Origin of the sequence: Streptomyces neyagawaensis, assembly GCF_023516595.1 — a bacterium.
In the GTDB taxonomy this organism is placed as follows: Bacteria; Actinomycetota; Actinomycetes; order Streptomycetales; family Streptomycetaceae; genus Streptomyces; species Streptomyces neyagawaensis.
Window position 1 is genome coordinate 1 of the sequence record NZ_JAMGBG010000210.1, and the last position, 19,280, is coordinate 19,280.

Here is a 19,280-nt window from a genome sequence, read left to right on the forward strand (position 1 = left end):
GAGGCCTCCCGGAACTATCCCGGAACTCTCCCGGGAGGGGCGTACGTCGCCCAGGGGCGGGGCGGATATGGGCAGGGTAGAAGGGTGTAGATGGGGCGCTGAGCTGCATGTCAGCTGACCTGCGGAGATCATCCGGTTAGGGCTGAATCCTGATAAGGATGAGGCCACAGGTTCAAATCCTGTTAGCCCCACATATGAAAAGACCCCCAGTCGGAAACGGCTGGGGGTCTTTGGCGTTGTCGACAGCTCGCGCTGCTGCTCATCGGTGTGAACGGCAGAAGCCCCCGGCCGGGAGCCGGGGGCTTCGTCTTGGTCTGGGCGTCGTACGCAGGATCGCCGTGGTGTACGGGTGGGCGCGGCGGTCGCGGGCTTCGCGGTCGTGGTCGGTCGTGATGTCCGCGGTCCGTGGATCAGCGCTGAAGGCGGGTGAAGGGCCTGGTCGGCGCGACAGGGGCTTCGGGGGAGGCCGGCAGCATCGTAAGGGCCGACGCCGCGTCCGGAGGGCTGTCCGGGGCCGTGAGGTGGCGGCAGGAGGGCGAGGAGCCGTGTGCCTCCGCGCGGATGCGCTGCTTCATCGTCGGTGGCAGGGCGCGATCGCGAGGGCGGGAGGGGAGGGGCAGGTCCGCGGTCGTCGTGCGGGCCGCGCAGTTGCGGGTGGTCTCGGGCTGCGGTACCGCGGCGGTCGCCGTGGTCGTGATGAGTCCGAGCGCCGTGCACAGCGCGAGGAAGGCGGTGACGATGGTGGTCCACAGCTTCATGACCTTGTTCTGGGCCATGGCCCCTCACTTTCGGGTCGGGCGATTTGCGTACTTTCCTCATGATGTGTATGTGGGCCGCGAAGTGAGGGACCGACGCCCGTGGCGCGTCGATCTTCAGATCAACACCACTCGGATGGGCGCAAGGGGATGCGAGAGTTCCCTGGAGCTGCGAAGTCGTTGGGAAACCGGTCCGATGAACCTGCGATAGGAACGGCGGCATCCGGTTCTACTGGGGTCTTCCGGCCGGGAGTTGAGGGGCCGACGCAGGTCACCGATCGATATCGGTCGGTGTGTATAGTCGGGCGCCAGAGGTCCCCTACGTCAAGGAAAGACGAGGTCGCGCGGTGAAGAAGCTTCTCCTGGTCGCACTGGCCGCCATCGGCGGGCTCCTCGTGTACCGCCAGATCCAGGCGGATCGCGCCGAGCAGGATCTGTGGACGGAGGCGACTGACTCCGTGCCCACGGGTTCGTGAACATCGACATCAGTCTCAGAGCAGACCCCGGCCGTACTCGCGGCCGGGGTTTTGTGTGTCATGGGTCCGTAGTCCCGGGCCCGCGGGTGCCGCGAAGACGCCTGCACTTCACTGTCGCGAATGATTCGCTTGCTATAGCGAAGCTGTGCTTTGTCAAGAGCGCTATTTCGGCCGCTCGTCCCTGAGAAGGCGCGCATCTGTGCGGAGGGAACGGCAGGATGGGCGCGTTCGGGGCTACGACGAGGGGTGGCGCGTGATGGGGCGGCGCACGGTCTGGGGGCGCACTGCGGCAGCCGTGGGAGCGGCCCTGCTCATGACCACGGCACAGCCCGTTCCCGCCCTGGCGGCCGACGAGCCGACGCCGTACTCCTACGCCGAGGACGCCAGGACGGTCGACGGCTCGACGGGCACCACGCAAGCGGTCCGGCTGACGCCGGGCAGGACGTACCGCAGTGCCATCGGCCCCGGCGAGAAGCTCTACTTCCGCCTCGACCTCGACGCCGTCGCCAACGCGTACGTCTCGGGCACCGCCGTACCCGCGGCAGGGGCGAGCGTCGCCTCCTCCGACGGGCTGAGGGTCTCCATCGAGGACGTCGACGCCCACCGCTGCTCGTACGGGAACGCCCGCTTCGGCCCCACGCGCAGCGCCCACCCCGTCACCGCCTGGGCCTCGCGTGAGATCGGCACCGACGAGTACATGTGCCAGGCGGCCGGGGCGTACTACCTCGTCGTCGAGCGCGTCGGCCCTCGCACGTCGTCCGGGGCCTCGTCAGGTCCGTCATCAGGCGGGTCGTCGGGGCCGGGTGCATCGGGTACGTCGTCGGGTGGATCGTCGGGGTCCGGTGGGCAGGGGGCTGGGCAGGAGTGGGGGCTTGAACTCGGCTACGCGTGGGAGCCCGCCGTGAAGAAGGGCGGCTCGACGGCTGCCCCCGAGACCTGGAACTCGGCGCCGCCCGAACCCCTGCGCGGAGACCCCGAGCGCCGACGCGGGGGGAGCGGCTTCGCCTCGGCCGGCCCCCTGGCCCAGGGAATCTGGCAGGACGAGGCCGGGATCAGGGCCGGCGAGACCCGCTACTACAAGGTCCCCGTCGACTGGGGGCAGCAGCTCCATGCGACGGCCGAACTGGGCAGCACGACCGGCGGTGAAGGGTACGTCGGCAACGCGCTTGTCATGTCGCTGTACAACCCGGCGCGGGGGCTCGTCGACGATGCGCTCGTCAACTACGGAGGTGAGCAGCGCTCCGCCGCCCTCGACCCGCTCCCTCCGGTCGGCTACGACAACCGCTACTCCCTCGACGACGAGGTCAGCGGAATGCGGTTCGCCGGCTGGTACTACCTGGCGGTCCACCTCGGCTCGGCGGTGGCCGAGCGCTTCGGCGAGAAGCCGATCGGGCTGACCCTGCGGATACGGGTGTCCGGTCGGGCCGAGTCCGGACCCGGGTACCTGGGCTCGGCCGAGCCGCGCGGGGCCTTCGAGGTCACCGACCAGGACCGGGAGGCCGCGGAGACGGGGGCCGGAACGGGGACGGGGACGGGGACGGGGGACACGCTGGGAGGGGACGGGGAGGCGGGGAGTTCCGGCAGCGAGGAGAGCGCCGGTGGTTCTGACGGGTCCACGATCAGCGAGGGGAGGCGTCTCGCCATGACGGCGGTTGCCGCCGGCGGGATCGGCACGGGGAGCCTGCTGGTGCTGACGCTGGTGCTCTGGATGCTCGTGGCACGCCGTCGGGCTGCGGCTGAGCGGCCCGCGGCACCGTCAGGCGGAGGCAGGGCTTCGCGGCGGGGGCGGCACGGGTCGTCCCGGGGGCGGTAGCGCCGGCGGGCAGGTAATGGTCGCGGGGCAGTCGGTCCTTGGACAGGTCGATCCTTGGACGGGAGTCAGAGCTGGCCCAGCGCCCAGAACCCCACAGCAAAGCAGGCCATGGCCAGCAGCAGGACAGGAATGACCACCTTCGCGGGTGGGCCGGGGCGGCGCCGCGTGTTCGCCCTCGATCGGCGTGGAACCTGCGACGGCTGAGCGGTGTATGAACCAGTAGAGGCGTACGCAGGCTGGTGCACCGCCGGAGTCGAGACCTGAGAGGGGTCCAGGGGCGGTTGCGGCTGGGGGGAGGGCACATGCGTGGGTTCGTGGAGCGGCGAAGCGTGCAGGGGCGTCCCGGCTGTGGGAGTGGCGTGGTGATTCGGCTGGTGCTGGGAGTAGCCGGGAGCGTTGTGCTGCGGCTCCGCGTGCCGGGGCTCCGTGTGCAGCGGTTCCGCACGCTGTGGTTCCGCGTACTGCGGCTTCGTCGGGAGTGGTGGAGCGTGGGTGGCCAGCACCTGCGGTGGCGGCAGGTGGAAGCTACCGGTGTCCGACATGGTGGACGGCTGGGATGGCCCGGGGCCGCGCTCGGGACGGGGCGGTATGGGTTCGGACTGCGACGGTACGGCGATGGGGGGCGGCTCGGGGGCCACTTGATCCTCGTGCTCCGTAGAGGGGGAGCCCGCACCCTGATACCACTGCCCTGTGCCTGTGCCTGTGCCTGTGCCTGTGCCTGGGCCTGGGCCTAGGCCTGTGCTCGTCCCCGTGCCTGAGTTGGTCCCGGGCGGCGCTGATGGGGGCATCGGCGGCGGCAAAACGGCACCGGTGTACGGAGGTTGAGGCGGCGCAGAGCCGTTGGGTGGAGGCGGAGGTACGGCGGCGGCGCCGGGCTGCGCGAGCGAGCCCTGGGACGGTGTGGCCTCGGGCAGCTGAGCCGGAAGGGGCGGGGTGGAGGGAGGCGGTGTGGAGGGAGGCGGAGGCGTCACGTCGACGCCGGACGGCGAAGAGGCGGACCAGCCTGGTGAGTTGGAAGGAGTGTCAGCGCCTGACCGAGGAGCATGCGCACTCGGCGGCAGGAGCCCCGGGCTCGGCAACGAGCCTTCCGCTCCCGGCGGCGGGCTGTCCGCACCGCGGGCATCCCCACTGGCCCGAGAGGAGTCCGCCCCCCGTCCAGACCTCGACGAGGACGTGGCGCCCGTGCTCGTCCCGCTCACATCCAGCCCTGACGCTCGCTGTAGCGGGCCTTCCGAGCCGAACCCCACTGGCAGGGGGCCGAGTTGGTCGAAGACCTCCACCAGCTCGTCGTCGGGGCCGGGCTCGGGGAGCAACTCGGTGGCTGCGGCGAGGGCCTTGCGGGCACCCGTGGCCGTACGGAAGCGGGCATGGGGATCCGGTTGGAGCAGTGTGGCGATGACCTGCCACAGAGGCTCCGGGATGCCCCTGGGGGCCTTGGGAGTGCCATGGGCGGCGAAGTGTTCGATGAGCGCCTTGGAGTCGGGTTTGGCGCCCTCCAGGAGGTACAGGGCGACGAGGCCCACCGCGAAGAGGTCGGCGGGGAAATCGGGGTCCGCGCCCAGCATCTGTTCGGGGGCGAAGTAACCCGGCGTGCCCACCACGTAGTTGGTCTCGGTCAGCCGGGGCTCGCCCAGACGCATGGCGATGCCGAAGTCGGACAGGCGGAGGCGGGGCCGTGCCGTGCCGGTGGCCTCCAGCAGCACATTGGCGGGCTTGATGTCGCGGTGGATGACGCCTTCCGCGTGCACGGCGGCGAGGCCGGACAGCAACTGGTCGAGCAGGAGGCAGACATAGGCAGGAGGGAGAGGGCCGTAGTCGTTGACGAGATTGACCAGAGAGCCTCCGGCGACCAGGTCCATGGTGAACAGGACCTTGTCGTCATCGGCGGCCCAGCTGGCGGGCGCGAGCACGTGGGGGTGGTCGATCCGCACGGCCTGCTCGCGGACGAAGCGGAGCAGGGCGTGCGCGTCGCGCTGCTGCAGGACCTTGGCGGCCACATACCGGCGGCGTCGGTGGTCCCAGGTGCGCCAGACCGCGCCGACTCCCCCGCGTCCGATCGGGTCGACCAGTTCGTACCGGCCGGCGAAGACCTCACCCATGGTTGTGCGTCGTTCCCCCTTCGGCTCCCCCCTTGGCTGCCCATCGGCGGAGGACACGGCTTCCGAGCCGCCCTCCGCGGAGTCGGCTTCTGCCTACCGGTTTCCCACGGAGCTCGTTTCCGTACCTCTGTCCCCCAGCCGCATTGTGTGGCCCGTCCCCTCAGCCCCCTCCACAGCCTCTGCCTGGCCCGGTCCTCTGCCTGGCTCGGTCATCTGCTTCTCCGGACCTCTGCCTCGGCCCGCCCTTCCGGCGGTCCGGTCCGTTCCCTTTCGGCTCTCGTCGAGCCTACGTCCGCGTCTTCGTGGCGTCGGTGCTGGTGGGCCCGCTCAGCCTTGTGCCCCCGGCCTGCGTCACTGGTCCCCCCAGCCTGCGTCACTGGTTCCCCGTCTCGGCCGCGGCCCGGTCGCCGACCCCGTCTCGGTGACCGGGCCTCGATCTCAGTTCTGGTGGGACTGGTAGTGGGCCACCGCGTCCGAGGTGCGGCCCGCGCCGTACACCCGGAGGAACTCTGCCAGTTCGGGGTGGGTCGGGGCGAGGGTGTCCGCCGCCTCGATGATGTCGCCCGCGGCTGCCACCGAGCGCAGCAGCGACTGGATCTCGCGGACGACCCGCTTGACCGTGGGCGCCCCGGAACTCGTCGTCGACTGCGTGGTGTTGCTGAGCACAGATCCCCCCTGCGACTTCTTGATCTCGTCCATGCGCTCGGTCGCCTCGGCGGCGCTCACGCTGCCGTCCGCGACCTGCCCCGCCAGGTCTTGCAGCAGCTGCACCCGCTGAACCACGGCCGGGTTTCCGATCTTGGCCCGCTGACCGCTCATCAGCTGCGACAGCATCGGAGCGGAAAGGCCCAGTACCCCCGCGAGGCGTGCCTGGTTGAGGCCCAGGTCCTCGATGAGCCTACGGAAGAGCGCCCCCAGTGGCTCTCCGTACCAGTTCCGCTGCAGCTCCCGGGCTCTTGCGGTCGCTTCCTGCTGTGCGGCGTCCATTGCGTCTCCCCATCGCTTCCCCAAAAACTGCGGTTCGCTGTAGCGAACCACGACGAGCATCTTACGGAGAGTGGTCGTTCACGGGGACCCCCAATCTTTTTGCGAGATACCGGGGGTGACCCGGTACTCTGGTCTGCGGCGCCACCCGGTGGTCGGTACTTCCGGGCGGACGCATCCCTTCCGGGGCCTTAGCTCAGTTGGTAGAGCGCTGTCTTTGCATGGCAGATGTCAGGGGTTCGACTCCCCTAGGCTCCACAGCGGATAGACCGGGCCGGACGTCAGGAGACGTCCGGCCCGGTCTCTTTTCTGTGGTCCCGCGGCCGCCCGTCCCATGGCGTTCCAGGAGAGCCGCGTCGCGATCGCGATCTGTGCACTGGATGAGCGGACTGCCTCTGGAGCCGTGAGACGGCTCAAGGCGTCTGCTGGCGTGCGCATATGCGAAAACCATGGTCTGCGTCACAGGAGTGCAGGGTCGGAGGCGGCTATCACTCTTTGCAATCGGATGAGCACATTCCGGTTCAGATTCTCGGTCGTCCGCGCTCAGGTGTGTTTCACGTGAAACAGCCCTGTGGGCCGGAAGACCATCAAGTCTTCCGGCCCACAGGGCTGTTGAAGGCGCCGCGCCTCAGACGGGCCGAGGCGGGCCGGGCACACTCGTATCAGCCGCGGACCAAAGTCCCCGGCTTCCGGCCTCTGTGGCGGTACCGCCCGCTTCCACGGCGGCACGGCCGGCCTCGCCACGGCACGACACCGCCCAGTGGACGGCGGTGGTGCTCGCTCGTCTCAGCGGCGGTCGTCGCGGTTCGCCGCTTCGTCCTCGGCCTGCTTGGCCTCGACCTCGGGGTCGAGGACGGACTGGTCGCTGCCGCCCACGGAGGACAGCCGTCCGGGCTCGGAGACCTCGGTGGCGGCGGGGGGCTCGACCAACCAGTCGGGGTTGGCCTGCTTGTCCCACCACTTCCAGGCGGCGAAGGCGCCGCCCGCGAGGACGCTGATCACGGCCACGCCCTTGAAGACACGGCCGGCCCTGGCACGACGCTGCTGCTTGCGGACGAGCTTCTGGATCTGCTCGGGCGACACCTGACCGCGCAGCGCGGCCAGTGCCGCCACGCTCCGGGCGGTGGCCTCCTCCCGCATGGGGCCGGCAGCGGCCACTGCCTGCTCGAGTCGCGGGCGGGAGTAGTCGGCGGCCTGGCGGGCCGCCTTCCGGGTGCGCACGGCGGCCTCATGCGCCGCGCTGTCGATCTTCGGCGGTACATGCGTGCGTGCCTGTTCCAGACGCGGGACGACAAGGGCGCCGTACTGGACGCGTGCCTGTTCCGCGGCCTGCGACACCTTGGGCGCGATCTTCACGCGCGCCTCGTGTGCGTAGTGCGAGGCCTTTTCCTTGGCCGTGTCGGCGTAGGGCGCCACCACTTCCGCGGCGTGCAGCACGCTGTCCTTCGCCGAACCGGTCGCGGCGCGCACGCTGTCGATGCGGGTCACGGGATCCTCCTCCTCGGTGGCGTACGGTATTTCGACTTTCCACCCTTTTGGCGATCATGCCTCTCGGAACGCTCTGAAGCATGTGAGGGCGGGCATCCGGGTCATGCGAGTCGACTCCGCGCGGTCAGGAAGCTGGGAACCGTTCGCGATCCGGTGCTGTGCAATTGCGGATGAATACGGGGCAACGGGAGCTTGTCCACGACAGTGCCGACAATGCCACGGATCGTCGCCAAGCGCGCCGATACCGCGGGTACTCGACCCGTTTTCGGTGCGCATGCCGGACCAGGGCGTGGCCGTCGGGCGACTCCGGGCGTCGTCCGTGCGAGGATCGGGGGAGTCACAGAGGACAACGGAAGGCAGATCGTGGCTGAGCAGCTGTACGCCACCCTGAAGACAAACCACGGCGACATCGAGGTGCGGCTGCTGCCGAACCACGCGCCCCAGACGGTCAAGAACTTCGTCGAGCTCGCCCAGGGCGAGCGTGAGTGGACCCACCCTGCGACGGGTCAGAAGTCCACGGACAAGCTCTACGACGGCACGGTCTTCCACCGGGTGATCAGCGGATTCATGATCCAGGGCGGTGACCCGCTGGGCAACGGCACCGGCGGCCCCGGCTACCAGTTCGGGGACGAGTTCCACCCGGACCTCGCGTTCGACAAGCCCTACCTGCTGGCCATGGCCAACGCCGGTCCGGGCACCAACGGCTCGCAGTTCTTCATCACCGTCTCCCCGACGGCGTGGCTGAACCGCAAGCACACCATCTTCGGTGAGGTCGTGGACGCGGCCAGCCAGAAGGTCGTCGACTCCATCGCGACCACCCAGACCAACCCGCGCACCGACCGCCCGGTCAAGGACGTCGTCATCGAGTCCGTCGTGGTCGAGACCCGCAAGGGCTGAGCCGTCCGAAGGCCCGCCATGCGGGCCGGGGCCTCAGGGCGCCCGCATGCGCCGGAACCGAAAGGTTCGCAAGGTCCTCAAGGGAACCATTCGCCCCGCTCAACCGTAAGGATGAGCGGGGCCGATGTGTTCCACACACGAGACGGAGGGGACCGATGGACCAGGTGCCGAGCAGCCCGCAGGACGCGCAGAGCCTGCCCTCCTGCTACCGGCACCCGGACCGCGAGACGGGCATCCGCTGCACCCGGTGCGAACGCCCCATCTGCCCCGAGTGCATGGTCAGCGCCTCTGTGGGCTTCCACTGCCCGGACTGCGTCCGCAACGGCTCGGGCACGGGCCACGCGCCCTCCGCCTCCCAGCCACGCACCCTCGCGGGCGGCACCGTCAGCGCCGATCCCCGGCTCTTCACCAAGATCCTCATCGGTGCGAACCTGCTGCTGTTCCTGGTGCAGACGTCGCTGGGCGACCGGTTCACCGACCGGTTCGACCTCATCGGGCGAGCCTGGGTCCCGGAGCTCGGGCTCCAGGGCATCGCCGAGGGCCAGTGGTACCGGCTGGTGACGTCGATGTTCCTGCACAGCACCGGCGTTACGCACATCCTGTTCAACATGCTCAGCCTCTGGTGGATCGGCGGCCCCTTGGAGGCGGCGCTGGGCCGTGCCCGCTATCTGACGCTCTACTTCGTCTCCGGCCTCGCGGGCAGTGCCCTCACCTATCTGCTGGCCGCGCCGAGCCAGCCGTCCCTCGGTGCGTCCGGCGCGATCTTCGGTCTCTTCGGTGCGACCGGCGTCCTCATGCGGCACCTCAACTACGACATGCGGCCGCTGGTCATCCTGCTGGTGATCAACCTGATCTTGACGTTCAGCCCGTACTTCAACATCTCGTGGCAGGCCCATGTGGGCGGCCTCGTCGGCGGTGTCGTGGTCGGCTACGCGATGGTGCACGCTCCTCGGGAGCGGCGGTCGCTGATCCAGTTCGGGGTGTGTGCCCTGGTCCTGGCCGCCGTCCTGATCATGACTGTCGTCAGGACCGCCCAGCTCACCTGATCAGCCCTGACTCGCCTGTGAGCGGGCACCCGGACGGTACTGCTGGCACTGTTGTCCACAGACCGTGGCGGATCTTGTGCATAGGGTGCGGGAACAGGTGTGCCCCCTGTCGCTCACCTGCGTTTCCGCAGGTCAGGCAGGGGGCGAACATGCTTGCGGGGGTGACGGATCAGTCATACCGGCGTCAACGCCCGATGAGTTATCCACAGATCGTCGTTCTTTTTCCCCACTGTGGAAAACACCTGTGGATAACTCCGTGGATAGCTCTGGGGAGGGCTGGTCACACGGGTGCGGAAGGTGCTACTTCCACTGGGTCGAGACGCCGAATCCAGCGGCGATGAAGCCGAAGCCCACCACGATGTTCCAGTTGCCGAGGGAGTCGATGGGCAGCGAGCCGTCAGTCACATAGAAGATGACGATCCAGGCCAGACCGATGAGGAACATGGCCAGCATGACGGGAGCCACCCAGCCACGGCTGTTCAGCTTGATGGCTGTGGCCTGCTTCGACGGCGGCGGCGTGTAGTCGGCCTTCTTGCGGATACGTGACTTCGGCACGAGGGTCTCTCCTGTCGATGCGCTGCGTGGCCGCGCAGGGAACGGGGCGGGCTCCGGGGCAGCGTACAAGGGGACACTGATTGCTCCCCCGGGCGTCCGTTAGCGTAGTGCTTCCGCGCCGCCTAAGGAGATAAGGGTACGTTGAGCAATTCAGCCGACTCCCCCGAGGCCGGTTCCGGCGACTCCTCCGGGCCGGGTTCCCGGACCGTCGAGTCCGACGGCTCCTCGTCCCCGGCGACCGGTGACCCCTCCGCCCGGGGCGGTGTCCGGCCCGTGCGCGTGCTCACCGTGGGGGTCTTCGCCCTCGCCGGGCTCATCTTCTTCACCAGCTTCGACACGGCCAAGGGCACGAACATCCGTACGGACGCCTCGTTGCTCAAGCTCTCCGACCTGATCCAGGAGCGCAGCCACAAGAACGGGCAGCTCGACGAGTCCAACGGGGTGCTCCGGGACGATGTCGAGGCCCTCGCCGAGCGGGACGACGGCAGCACCGAGGCCGAGGACGCACGGCTCACGGCGCTGGAGAAGAACGCCGGCACCCAGAGGCTCAAGGGCGAGGCCATCACCGTCACCCTGAACGACGCCCCGCCGAACGCCACCGCCAAGCTTCCCGGTTACCCCGAGCCGCAGCCCGACTACCTGGTCATCCACCAGCAGGACCTGCAGGCCGTGGTGAACGCCCTGTGGCTGGGCGGCGCCAAGGGCATCAAGGTCATGGACCAGCGGCTCATCTCCACCAGCGCCGTGCGGTGCGTCGGCAACACCCTGATCCTCCAGGGCCGCGTCTACTCGCCCCCGTACAAGATCCAGGCGGTCGGTGACCCCGAGAAGCTCCAGAAGGCGCTCGCCGAGAGCAAGGCGATCCAGAACTACATGGTGTACGTCAACGTCTACGGACTCGGCTGGAAAGTCACCGAGGACGGGCCGGTGACTCTGCCCGGCTACTCGGGCACAGTGGATCTGCAGTACGCCAAGCCCGTGGAGTAGAAGCCCGTAACGGCAGCCGGGGGACCTGTGTCGGTGCGTGTGATCGTCAGGACCGTCAGCGAACTCTGCATCACTGTAGGCACCCTGATCGTGCTCTTCGTCGTCTACGTGCTCTTCTGGACCGGCGTGAAGGCCGACACCGAGATGGACCGCCAGGTCGACCTGCTCCAGGACCAGTGGGCGAGGCAACCGGTGCGACCGACGGCCGGCCCGGGGACCACGGCGAGTCCGAAGCCGCCCGCGCCGTACAAGGACGCGAAACCCTTCGCTCTCATGTACATCCCGCGCCTTGGTTTCACGTGGAACAAGCCCGTGCTGGAGGGCACCAGAAGCAGCACCTTGAAAAAGGGGCTCGGGCACTACGCGAACACCGCTCAGCTGGGACAGAAGGGAAACTTCGCGGTCGCCGGCCATCGCCGCACGTATGGCGATCCCTTCAAAGATTTTCCCAAGCTGCGGGCCGGTGACGCGGTAGTGCTGACCGACGGCGCCCACTGGTACACCTACGTCATCGACAAGGGGCCCTATCGGACATTGCCCACGGACGTCCAGGTCATCGACCCCGTGCCGAAGAAGTCGGGCTACACGCGCGCGGGGCGCTATCTGACGTTGACGACCTGCGACCCGGAGTGGGGCCACAGCCATCGGCTCATCGTGTGGGGCCATCTCGAATCCACGAAGCCTGTGGAGTCAGGGAAACCTGGGGCACTACGCCGTTAGTCTGGTGGCGGTACGGCGTGAATCCGGTGCCGTGGTGTGAAGGAAGGGACGGCATGTACGGCTGGATCTGGCGGCATCTGCCCGGCAATGTGTGGGTGAGGGCGCTGCTTTCCATCGTGCTCACCCTGGCCGTCGTCTACGTCCTCTTCCAGTACGTCTTTCCCTGGGCGGAGCCCCTGCTTCCCTTCAACGATGTGACGGTGAACGACCAGTGAGTGCCGCCCGCCCCGCCCGCATCCTCGTCGTCGACAACTACGACAGCTTCGTCTTCAACCTGGTCCAGTACCTGTACCAGCTGGGCGCGGAGTGCGAGGTGCTGCGCAACGACGAGGTCGCGACCGCGCACGCCCAGGACGACTTCGACGGTGTCCTGCTGTCCCCCGGACCGGGCACCCCCGAGGAGGCCGGCGTCTGCGTCGACATGGTCCGCCACTGCGCCGAGACCGGCGTGCCCGTGTTCGGGGTGTGCCTCGGCATGCAGTCCATGCAGGTGGCGTACGGCGGGGTCGTGAACCGCGCCCCCGAACTGCTGCACGGCAAGACCTCCCTGGTGGAGCACGAGGGCAGAGGCGTCTTCGCGGGTCTGCCGACGCCCTTCACCGCGACCCGCTACCACTCGCTGGCCGCCGAGCCCGGGACCGTACCCGTCGAACTGGAGGTCACGGCTCGTACGCACGACGGGATCATCATGGGCCTCAGGCACCGCGAACTCCCCGTCGAGGGCGTGCAGTTCCACCCCGAGTCGGTGCTCACCGAGCACGGCCACCGCATGCTGGCCAACTGGCTGGTGGAATGCGGGGACGAAGGCGCCGTGGCGAGGTCGGCAGGGCTCGCCCCGGTGGTGGGCAGGGCCACGGCGTGACAGCCCTGCGCCCCGAGCGCGAGAGTGCCCCCTACGGCGGCGAGGCCGCGTACGGGGGCGCCGAGTCGTTCGAGGCGGAGGATTTCCGCACCCGCTCCCCGGCCGATCCGCCGCAGCAGTGGTACGCCCCGCCGCAGGCCCAGCCCCAGGAGATGGACTACCCCCAGGGCGACTGGTACGGCCGGCGGGACCACGCGGAGCCGTCGTACGAACCGCGCTCCCGGGCGCCCTACGGGGAGCCCTTCGAGACCTACGAACCGACCGCTTATCAGGCGGCACGGCCCGCGGCCTATGAACCGGCCGCGCACGAGCACCCCTCGGTCGACATCGCCCAGGAGCACCCTCCGATCGACGAGGAGACCGTGGCCCTCCGGGTGGAGGAGGCCCGGCGGCTTGCCGCCGAGGCCGAGGCGATACAGACGCCGCCCGCTGCCGGGGGTCGAGCGGCGCGCCGTAAGGCCGCCAGACGGCACGGGAGGCACGGAGGGTCCCCGGGAGCCCGGGCGACCTCCGGAGCCGCTCACGCGGGCTCCGGAGCCGCTCACGGGCCGGACAAGCCCTTAGGGGCGGCTGGAGAGGCCTCTGCGCCGCTCTCCCGGGTCGAGGCACGGCGGGCGGCGCGAGCGCGCAAGCCCAGCATGGGCGTGGTCGCGAGCCGGGCGATCGGCGAGGTGTTCATCACCACCGGCGTGCTGATGCTGCTGTTCGTGACGTACCAGCTCTGGTGGTCGAACATCCGGGCCCAGCAGCAGGCGGGCCGCGAGGCGACCAGCCTTCAGGAGGAGTGGAAGAGCGGCAAGCGCGCGCCGGGCGCGTTCGAGCCCGGCCAGGGCTTCGCCATCCTGCACATCCCGAAGCTCGACGTGGTCGTGCCCATCGCCGAGGGCATCAGCAAGTCGAAGGTCCTGGACCGCGGAATGGTCGGGCACTACGACGAGAACAGCATCAAGACGGCGATGCCCCAGGACAAGACGGGCAACTTCGGTATCGCGGGACACCGGAACACTCACGGAGAACCGTTCCGGTACATCAACCGTCTGCAGCCGGGCGACCCGATCGTCGTGGAGACCCAGGACACGTACTACGTCTACGACATGGCGTCGATCCTGCCCGTGACGGCGCCGTCGAACGTCAGCGTGCTCAATCCGGTGCCCCCGGGCTCGGGATTCACCGGGCCCGGCCGCTACATCACCCTCACCACGTGCACCCCGGAGTTCACCAGCAAGTACCGCATGATCGTGTGGGGCAAGATGGTGGAGGAACGGCCGCGCAGCAGGGGGAAGCCCGACGCGCTCGTTCAGTAGGGGCTCGATCAAGGGCGGATGAACTGTGGCAGTGACCACCGACGAGACCGAAGAGCGGACGGACACGTCCGAGACCGCGCCGAAGCGTCGTCGCATGGGACGGATCGCGATGGCGGTCAGTGTCTTCGGTGAACTGCTCATCACCGCGGGCGTGGTGCTGGGTCTGTTCGTCGTCTACTCGCTGTGGTGGACGAACGTCCTGGCCGACCGCGAGGCCGGCGAGGAGGCGGACAAGGTCCGCGACAACTGGGAGGCGGCGGACGACAGCCCGGGCGCCCTGGACACCAAGGACGGCATCGGCTTCCTGCATGTGCCGGCCATGGAGAACGGCGAGGTCCTGGTCAAGAAGGGCACCTCGCCCAAGGTCCTCAACGGCGGTGTCGCCGGCTACTACACAAGCCCGGTCAAGGCGACCCTCCCCACCGCCGACAAGGACGGCAACTTCACCCTCGCTGCCCACCGCGACGGTCACGGAGCCAAGTTCCACAACATCGACAAGCTGGAGAAGGGCGACCCGATCGTCTTCGAGACCCGCGACAACTGGTACGTCTACAAGGTCTACGACACCCTCTCCGAGACCTCGAAGTACAACGTCAAGGTCCTGTCGAGCATCCCCAAGGAGTCCGGCAAGAAGAAGGCCGGCAAGTACATCACCCTCACCACCTGCACCCCCGTCTACACCTCCCGCCACCGCTACGTGGTGTGGGGCGAGCTGGAGCGGGTGGAACGGGTGAACGCGGAACGCACCCTGCCGAAGGAACTGCGCTAGCCGCGACTGTTTCACGTGAAACATCAGTATGGCGGCTGATTGCCCGACTCCTACCGAAACGACCGATGCCCGGCACCTCCTCAAGAGGGGCCGGGCATCAGTCTTGATGCTGGACGAGGTGGTGATCAGTCCTCGAAGCGGGCGCCGGTGAGGCCTCCGAAGAAGCCCCCGCCGTTGTTGCCGCCGTTGTTGTTGCCGCCGTTGTTGTTGCCGCCGAAGCTCACGGAGGCGAGGGTGATCGTCGTCTTGGCCGGGTCGGCGTCGTTGCCGCCGTCCGGGTCCTGGTCGGTGACCAGCGCGGTGTCGCTCTGGTCGCTGCCCGGCTGGAACTGGATGTTGGTGAAGCCGTTCTGCTGCAGGATCTGCTTCGCCTGACCCACGGTCTGGCCGACCACGTTCGGGACCTTGGCCTTCTTCTCCTCGGCCTTCTTGCCGATCTGGATGGTCACCGTGTCACCCGGGTTGAGCTCGGTGCCCGCCTCCGGGTTGGTCGCGACGACCTTGCCGACGAGGTTGTCGTCGTCGGTCTCCACATCGGTGCAGGTGCCGACGAGGTCGTTGGCCTCCATCTGCGCCTTGGCGTCGTCACAGCTGCGGCCCGCGACCGTCGGCACGACGGACTTCTCCGCCTCCTTGGCCACCGTCAGCGTGACCGTGGAGCCCTTCTCCAGCTTGCCGCTGTCGGGGTCCTGGCTGATCACGACGCCGGGCTTGCGGTCGGACTCCTCGTTCTTCCGCTCGACCTCGAAGCCCTTGTCCTCAAGCTGCGACTTGGCCTCGTTGAACTGGAGCCCGGTGACGTCGGGGACGGAGACCTTCGGGGCGCCCGTCGAGATCACCAGGGCGATGGTGTCGCCCTTCTTCACCAGCTTGTCGGCGGCAGGATTCTGCGAGCAGACGTTGCCGGTCTTCTGGTTCTCGCACGCCTTCTGGGTGGTGCTCACCTTGAGGTCGACGTTGGTCGCCGCCTGTCTGGCTTCCTTCTCCGTCTGGCCGACGAAGTTCGGGGCCTTGAGAGTGTCCCCGCCCGTGTCCCCTCCGGCGAACATCCACCGTCCGATGAGGATCGCGCCCACCAGCACCAGCACACCCGCGACGACCAGCAGGATCGTCGAGGTGTTGTTCTTCTTCTGCTGGCGGCGACGCCCCTGGCGGTCGTCGTAGCCGAAGCCGTCGTCCCCGTTCATCGGGGGCAGCATCGTGGTGGCGCCGGCGTCCTGGGAGCGCATGGCCGTGGTGGCCTGGTCGTCCGGGTAGCCGCCGTAACCGACCGAGCCCATGGCCGCGGTGGCGGCGACGGGCTGGCCGTCGAGGCAGGCCTCGATGTCGGCGCGCATCTCGTCGGCGGACTGGTAGCGGTAGTCCGGATCCTTGACCAGGGCACGCAGGACGATGGCGTCCATCTCCGGCGTGATCTCCGGGTCGAAGACGCTCGGAGGCTGCGGCTCCTCCCGTACGTGCTGGTAGGCGACCGCCACGGGGGAGTCGCCGATGAACGGGGGACGGACCGTCAGCAGTTCGTAGAGGAGACAGCCCGTGGAGTACAGGTCGGACCGGGCGTCCACCTGCTCGCCCTTGGCCTGCTCGGGAGAGAGGTACTGGGCGGTGCCGATGACGGCGGACGTCTGCGTCATCGTCATACCGGAGTCACCCATGGCGCGGGCGATACCGAAGTCCATCACCTTGACCTGGCCGTTGCGCGTCAGCATGACGTTGGCCGGCTTGATGTCACGGTGGACGATGCCGTTGCGGTGGGCGTACTCCAGACCCTGGAGGATGCCGATGGTCATCTCCATGGCCCGCTCCGGCAGCAGCTTGCGGCCGCTGTGGAGAAGCTCACGAAGAGTGGAGCCCTCGACGTACTCCATGACGATGTACGGGATCGAGACCCCGTCGATGTAGTCCTCGCCCGTGTCGTAGACCGCGACGATCGCGGGGTGGTTGAGCGAGGCGGCCGACTGGGCCTCCCGGCGGAACCGGGCCTGGAAGGTGGGGTCGCGCGCGAGGTCCGCTCGCAGCGTCTTCACCGCCACGGTGCGGCCGAGGCGGGTGTCCATCGCGAGGTAGACCTCCGCCATGCCACCACGGCCGAGCACCTGGCCCAGCTCGTACCGGCCGCCGAGGCGACGCGGCTCTTCCATAGCTTCCTACCAGCCCTCTCCGTCGGTCCCGACCGCACCTCTGTGTGGTCCGGCGGCTGTGCTCCGGGCATACGGTACCCGTCTCGCCTTTCATGACCTGGCCAACCGCGTCACCCGATACAGGACCGGTATCGCAACGTGCACCGATGTGGAGGTGACGTGAGCGGGGTCACTTCTTGCTGTTGATCACTGCTTCCATCACGCTCTTCGCGATCGGGGCGGCGAGACCACCGCCGGAGATCTCACCACGGTTGGCGCTGCCGTCCTCCACGACCACGGCCACGGCGACCGGCGAGCTGCCGTCGCTGAGCTTGGCGTAGGAGATGAACCAGGCGTACGGAAGCTCCTTGTTGTCGACGCCGTGCTGGGCCGTGCCGGTCTTGCCGCCGACGGTGACGCCGTCCGCGTTGATCTTGGCCGCGCCACCGGTGCCGCCCGGGTCGTTGACGACGGTCTCCATCATTTCCTGCAGCTTCTGGGCGGTCTCCGGCGAGACGGCCTGGGAAAGCGGCTCAGGGTCGTGCGACTCGATGACGTCGAGGTTGGAGGCGCGCAGCTGGTCGACCATGTACGGCTTCATCAGCTCGCCGTCGTTGGCGATGGCCGCGGTGACCATCGCCATCTGCAGCGGAGTGGAGCGGTTGGAGCCCTGGCCGATGCCGTCGAGCGCGTTCTGCGGCTCGTTGTCCACGGGGTAGACGCTCTCCGCGGCGCGGACCGGGATGTCCAGCTCGGCCTCGTTGAAGCCGAACTTCTCCGCCTGCTCGATCATCTTCTCGTTGGTGACGCTGTCGCTGAGCTTGGCGAAGACGGTGTTGCAGGAGACCTTCAGGGCCTCGCGCAGGGTGGCGTTCTCACACTTGCCGTGCTGGTTGGTGAGGTCGGTCCTCGTGCCGGGCAGCTGGTACGGGTCCGGGGTCTTCGTGGCCTTGTCGATGCCGTCGACGATGCCGTTCTCCAGGGCGGCGGCGGCGGTGACCACCTTGAACGTGGAGCCCGGAGGGTAGGTCTCGCGCAGCGCGCGATTCAGCATCGGCTTGTCCTTGTCCTTCTCCAGCTTCGAGAAGGTCTCGCTGTCCTTCTGGCTGATGCCGGCGAAGGAGGACGGGTCGTAGGACGGCGTGGAGGCCAGAGCGAGGATCGCGCCGGTCTTCGGGTCGATCGCGGCGACGGCACCCTTCTTGTCGCCGAGGCCCTTGAAGGCGGCCTTCTGCGCGGCGGCGTTGAGGGTGGTGACGACGCTGCCGCCCTCCTTCTTCTTGCCGGTGATCATGTCCAGCGTGTTCCGGAAGAACAGCCGGTCGTCGTTGCCGGTGAGGATCCCGTCCTCGAGGTTCTCCAGCTGGGTGGCGCCGACGATCTGCGAGGCGTATCCCGTGACTGGGGCCCACATGTCGCCGTTCTTCCAAGTGCGCTTGTACTTGTAATCCGTGCCCTTCGTCGCGACCGAGCCGGTGATGGCCTTGCCGTCGACGATGATGTCGCCGCGCGGAGTGGCGTAGCGCTCGATCGAGACGCGGCGGTTCTCGTCGCGAGACTGCAGGGCGTCGGCCTGTACGTACTGGATCCAGTTGTCTCGAATGAGCAGGGCGAGGATGAGCAGCCCGCAGAAGATCGCGATCCGGCGCAGGGGCTTGTTCACGGTCGGACCACCTGGGTCATCTCGGCGTCGGGGTTGGATGCGGGCGCGGGGGCCGGACGGCGCGCGGTGTCGCTGATGCGGAGCAGCAGTCCGATCAAGGCCCAGTTTGCGATCACGGAGGAACCACCGGCCGCGAGGAACGGCATGGTCATACCGGTCAACGGGATCAGGCCCATGACGCCGCCAGCGACTACGAAGATCTGGAGGGCGAAGGCTCCGGAGAGGCCGACCGCGAAGAGCTTGCCGAAGGGATCGCGGGCCGCTAGCGCGGTACGCACGCCCCGTTCGATGATCAGTCCGTACAGCAGCAGGAAGGCCATGACGCCGGCCAAGCCGAGCTCTTCACCGACGGTTGAGAAAATGAAGTCGGAGTTGGCGGCGAAGCCGATGAGGTCCGAGTTGCCCTGGCCGAGCCCGGTGCCGAGCACACCGCCGGAACCGAAGGACATAATTGACTGGCCGATCTGCTCACAGGCGCCGGAGTCGGCATAGCAGCCGAATGGGTCCAGCCAGGCGTCGACGCGGGCCTGTACGTGGCTGGCGAACGACGCCACCCCGACGGCGCCCGCGGCGGACATCAGCAGACCGATCACGATCCAGCTGGTTCGCTCGGTGGCCACGTAAAGCATGATCACGAACATGCCGAAGAACAGCAGCGACGAACCGAGGTCGTTCTCGAAGATGAGGATGAGCAGGCTGACGGCCCAGATCGTGATGATTGGGCCAAGGTCACGGCCGCGCG

The 19,280-nt window shown here is 68.3% G+C and carries 18 protein-coding genes and 1 tRNA gene; 11 read left to right on the forward strand and 8 right to left on the reverse strand.

The annotated features are described in order from the left end of the window. Positions 1-410: 410 nt before the first annotated feature. The gene (locus M8J73_RS43600; protein ID WP_249829885.1) at positions 411-776 is read right to left on the reverse strand and encodes a DUF6344 domain-containing protein; all 366 of its coding nucleotides are present in this window, start codon (positions 774-776) and stop codon (positions 411-413) included. 326 nt (positions 777-1,102) lie between these two features. Here M8J73_RS43600 and M8J73_RS43605 point away from each other — a divergent pair, with 326 nt between their 5' ends. Both M8J73_RS43605 and M8J73_RS43610 read left to right on the forward strand, forming a co-directional pair. After that, entirely contained in the window at positions 1,103-1,231 is a 129-nt protein-coding gene (locus tag M8J73_RS43605; RefSeq protein WP_003999697.1) for a DLW-39 family protein, read from the forward strand. 313 nt (positions 1,232-1,544) lie between these two features. After that, positions 1,545-3,044 carry a hypothetical protein gene (locus tag M8J73_RS43610; RefSeq protein WP_249829886.1) on the forward strand — a complete coding sequence of 500 codons (1,500 nt, stop codon included), beginning with the start codon at positions 1,545-1,547 and terminating at the stop codon, positions 3,042-3,044. A gap of 65 nt (positions 3,045-3,109) precedes the next feature. On the opposite strand, the gene M8J73_RS43615 is transcribed toward M8J73_RS43610, so the two are convergent. Beyond that, positions 3,110-5,143: a serine/threonine-protein kinase gene (locus tag M8J73_RS43615; protein WP_249829887.1), complete on the reverse strand. Its 2,034-nt coding sequence runs from the start codon at positions 5,141-5,143 to the stop codon at positions 3,110-3,112. A 438-nt stretch (positions 5,144-5,581) separates the two neighbouring features. After that, the gene (locus tag M8J73_RS43620) at positions 5,582-6,130 is read right to left on the reverse strand and encodes a helix-turn-helix domain-containing protein (RefSeq protein WP_033530590.1); all 549 of its coding nucleotides are present in this window, start codon (positions 6,128-6,130) and stop codon (positions 5,582-5,584) included. 182 nt (positions 6,131-6,312) lie between these two features. Between M8J73_RS43620 and M8J73_RS43625 the strand changes: the two genes are divergently transcribed. Continuing rightward, positions 6,313-6,385: transfer RNA gene (locus tag M8J73_RS43625), tRNA-Ala, on the forward strand. A gap of 528 nt (positions 6,386-6,913) precedes the next feature. Here the strand turns inward: M8J73_RS43625 and M8J73_RS43630 are convergent. Beyond that, positions 6,914-7,615 (reverse strand): DUF5324 family protein, encoded by a 702-nt coding sequence (locus tag M8J73_RS43630; protein WP_055538154.1) that lies wholly within the window; start codon positions 7,613-7,615, stop codon positions 6,914-6,916. 363 nt (positions 7,616-7,978) lie between these two features. Here M8J73_RS43630 and M8J73_RS43635 point away from each other — a divergent pair, with 363 nt between their 5' ends. Further along, on the forward strand, positions 7,979-8,512 hold the full coding sequence (locus M8J73_RS43635; RefSeq protein WP_055538155.1) for a peptidylprolyl isomerase: 534 nt from the start codon (positions 7,979-7,981) through the stop codon (positions 8,510-8,512). Between the two features lie 155 nt (positions 8,513-8,667). Beyond that, positions 8,668-9,558, forward strand: coding sequence for a rhomboid family intramembrane serine protease (locus M8J73_RS43640; protein WP_055538156.1), 891 nt, complete (start codon positions 8,668-8,670; stop codon positions 9,556-9,558). Positions 9,559-9,858: 300 nt separating this feature from the next. On the opposite strand, the gene crgA is transcribed toward M8J73_RS43640, so the two are convergent. Then, a complete protein-coding gene (gene crgA / locus M8J73_RS43645; protein WP_055520005.1) occupies positions 9,859-10,113 on the reverse strand; it encodes a cell division protein CrgA in 255 nt (84 codons plus the stop codon). A gap of 141 nt (positions 10,114-10,254) precedes the next feature. On the opposite strand from crgA, the gene M8J73_RS43650 reads away from it, so the two are divergent. The 6 genes from M8J73_RS43650 to M8J73_RS43675 are packed head-to-tail and all read left to right on the forward strand — an operon-like array spanning position 10,255 to position 14,755. Next, the gene (locus M8J73_RS43650; RefSeq protein ID WP_206187809.1) at positions 10,255-11,100 is read left to right on the forward strand and encodes a DUF881 domain-containing protein; all 846 of its coding nucleotides are present in this window, start codon (positions 10,255-10,257) and stop codon (positions 11,098-11,100) included. 27 nt (positions 11,101-11,127) lie between these two features. Then, positions 11,128-11,820 (forward strand): class E sortase, encoded by a 693-nt coding sequence (locus M8J73_RS43655; RefSeq protein ID WP_055538157.1) that lies wholly within the window; start codon positions 11,128-11,130, stop codon positions 11,818-11,820. A gap of 53 nt (positions 11,821-11,873) precedes the next feature. After that, the gene (locus M8J73_RS43660) at positions 11,874-12,035 is read left to right on the forward strand and encodes a hypothetical protein (RefSeq protein WP_107423943.1); all 162 of its coding nucleotides are present in this window, start codon (positions 11,874-11,876) and stop codon (positions 12,033-12,035) included. Beyond that, entirely contained in the window at positions 12,032-12,682 is a 651-nt protein-coding gene (locus tag M8J73_RS43665; protein ID WP_055538158.1) for an aminodeoxychorismate/anthranilate synthase component II, read from the forward strand. Before M8J73_RS43660 ends, M8J73_RS43665 begins: the two co-directional genes overlap by 4 nt. Further along, positions 12,679-13,986: a class E sortase gene (locus M8J73_RS43670; protein ID WP_055538159.1), complete on the forward strand. Its 1,308-nt coding sequence runs from the start codon at positions 12,679-12,681 to the stop codon at positions 13,984-13,986. The genes M8J73_RS43665 and M8J73_RS43670 overlap by 4 nt, the downstream gene beginning before the upstream one ends. A gap of 25 nt (positions 13,987-14,011) precedes the next feature. Next, positions 14,012-14,755 (forward strand): class E sortase, encoded by a 744-nt coding sequence (locus M8J73_RS43675; RefSeq protein WP_055538160.1) that lies wholly within the window; start codon positions 14,012-14,014, stop codon positions 14,753-14,755. A gap of 125 nt (positions 14,756-14,880) precedes the next feature. On the opposite strand, the gene pknB is transcribed toward M8J73_RS43675, so the two are convergent. From pknB to M8J73_RS43690, 3 genes are all read right to left on the reverse strand, one after another. After that, positions 14,881-16,896, reverse strand: a complete 2,016-nt coding sequence (gene pknB, locus M8J73_RS43680; RefSeq protein WP_055538161.1) for a Stk1 family PASTA domain-containing Ser/Thr kinase — start codon at positions 16,894-16,896, stop codon at positions 14,881-14,883. A 169-nt stretch (positions 16,897-17,065) separates the two neighbouring features. Further along, positions 17,066-18,538 (reverse strand): peptidoglycan D,D-transpeptidase FtsI family protein, encoded by a 1,473-nt coding sequence (locus M8J73_RS43685; protein ID WP_055538162.1) that lies wholly within the window; start codon positions 18,536-18,538, stop codon positions 17,066-17,068. Beyond that, on the reverse strand, positions 18,535-19,280 hold a 746-nt coding region (locus M8J73_RS43690), incomplete at its 5' end, for an FtsW/RodA/SpoVE family cell cycle protein (RefSeq protein WP_249829888.1). The genes M8J73_RS43685 and M8J73_RS43690, both read right to left, overlap by 4 nt.

Bases quoted from the DNA above. Each gene is read 5' to 3' on its own strand.
- M8J73_RS43660 (WP_107423943.1), top strand. From the start codon at position 11,874: ATGTACGGCTGGATCTGGCGGCATCTGCCCGGCAATGTGTGGGTGAGG.
- M8J73_RS43615 (WP_249829887.1), bottom strand. From the start codon at position 5,143: ATGGGTGAGGTCTTCGCCGGCCGGTACGAACTGGTCGACCCGATCGGA.
- M8J73_RS43620 (WP_033530590.1), bottom strand. From the start codon at position 6,130: ATGGACGCCGCACAGCAGGAAGCGACCGCAAGAGCCCGGGAGCTGCAG.
- M8J73_RS43640 (WP_055538156.1), top strand. From the start codon at position 8,668: ATGGACCAGGTGCCGAGCAGCCCGCAGGACGCGCAGAGCCTGCCCTCC.
- M8J73_RS43600 (WP_249829885.1), bottom strand. From the start codon at position 776: ATGGCCCAGAACAAGGTCATGAAGCTGTGGACCACCATCGTCACCGCC.
- pknB (WP_055538161.1), bottom strand. From the start codon at position 16,896: ATGGAAGAGCCGCGTCGCCTCGGCGGCCGGTACGAGCTGGGCCAGGTG.
- M8J73_RS43610 (WP_249829886.1), top strand. From the start codon at position 1,545: ATGACCACGGCACAGCCCGTTCCCGCCCTGGCGGCCGACGAGCCGACG.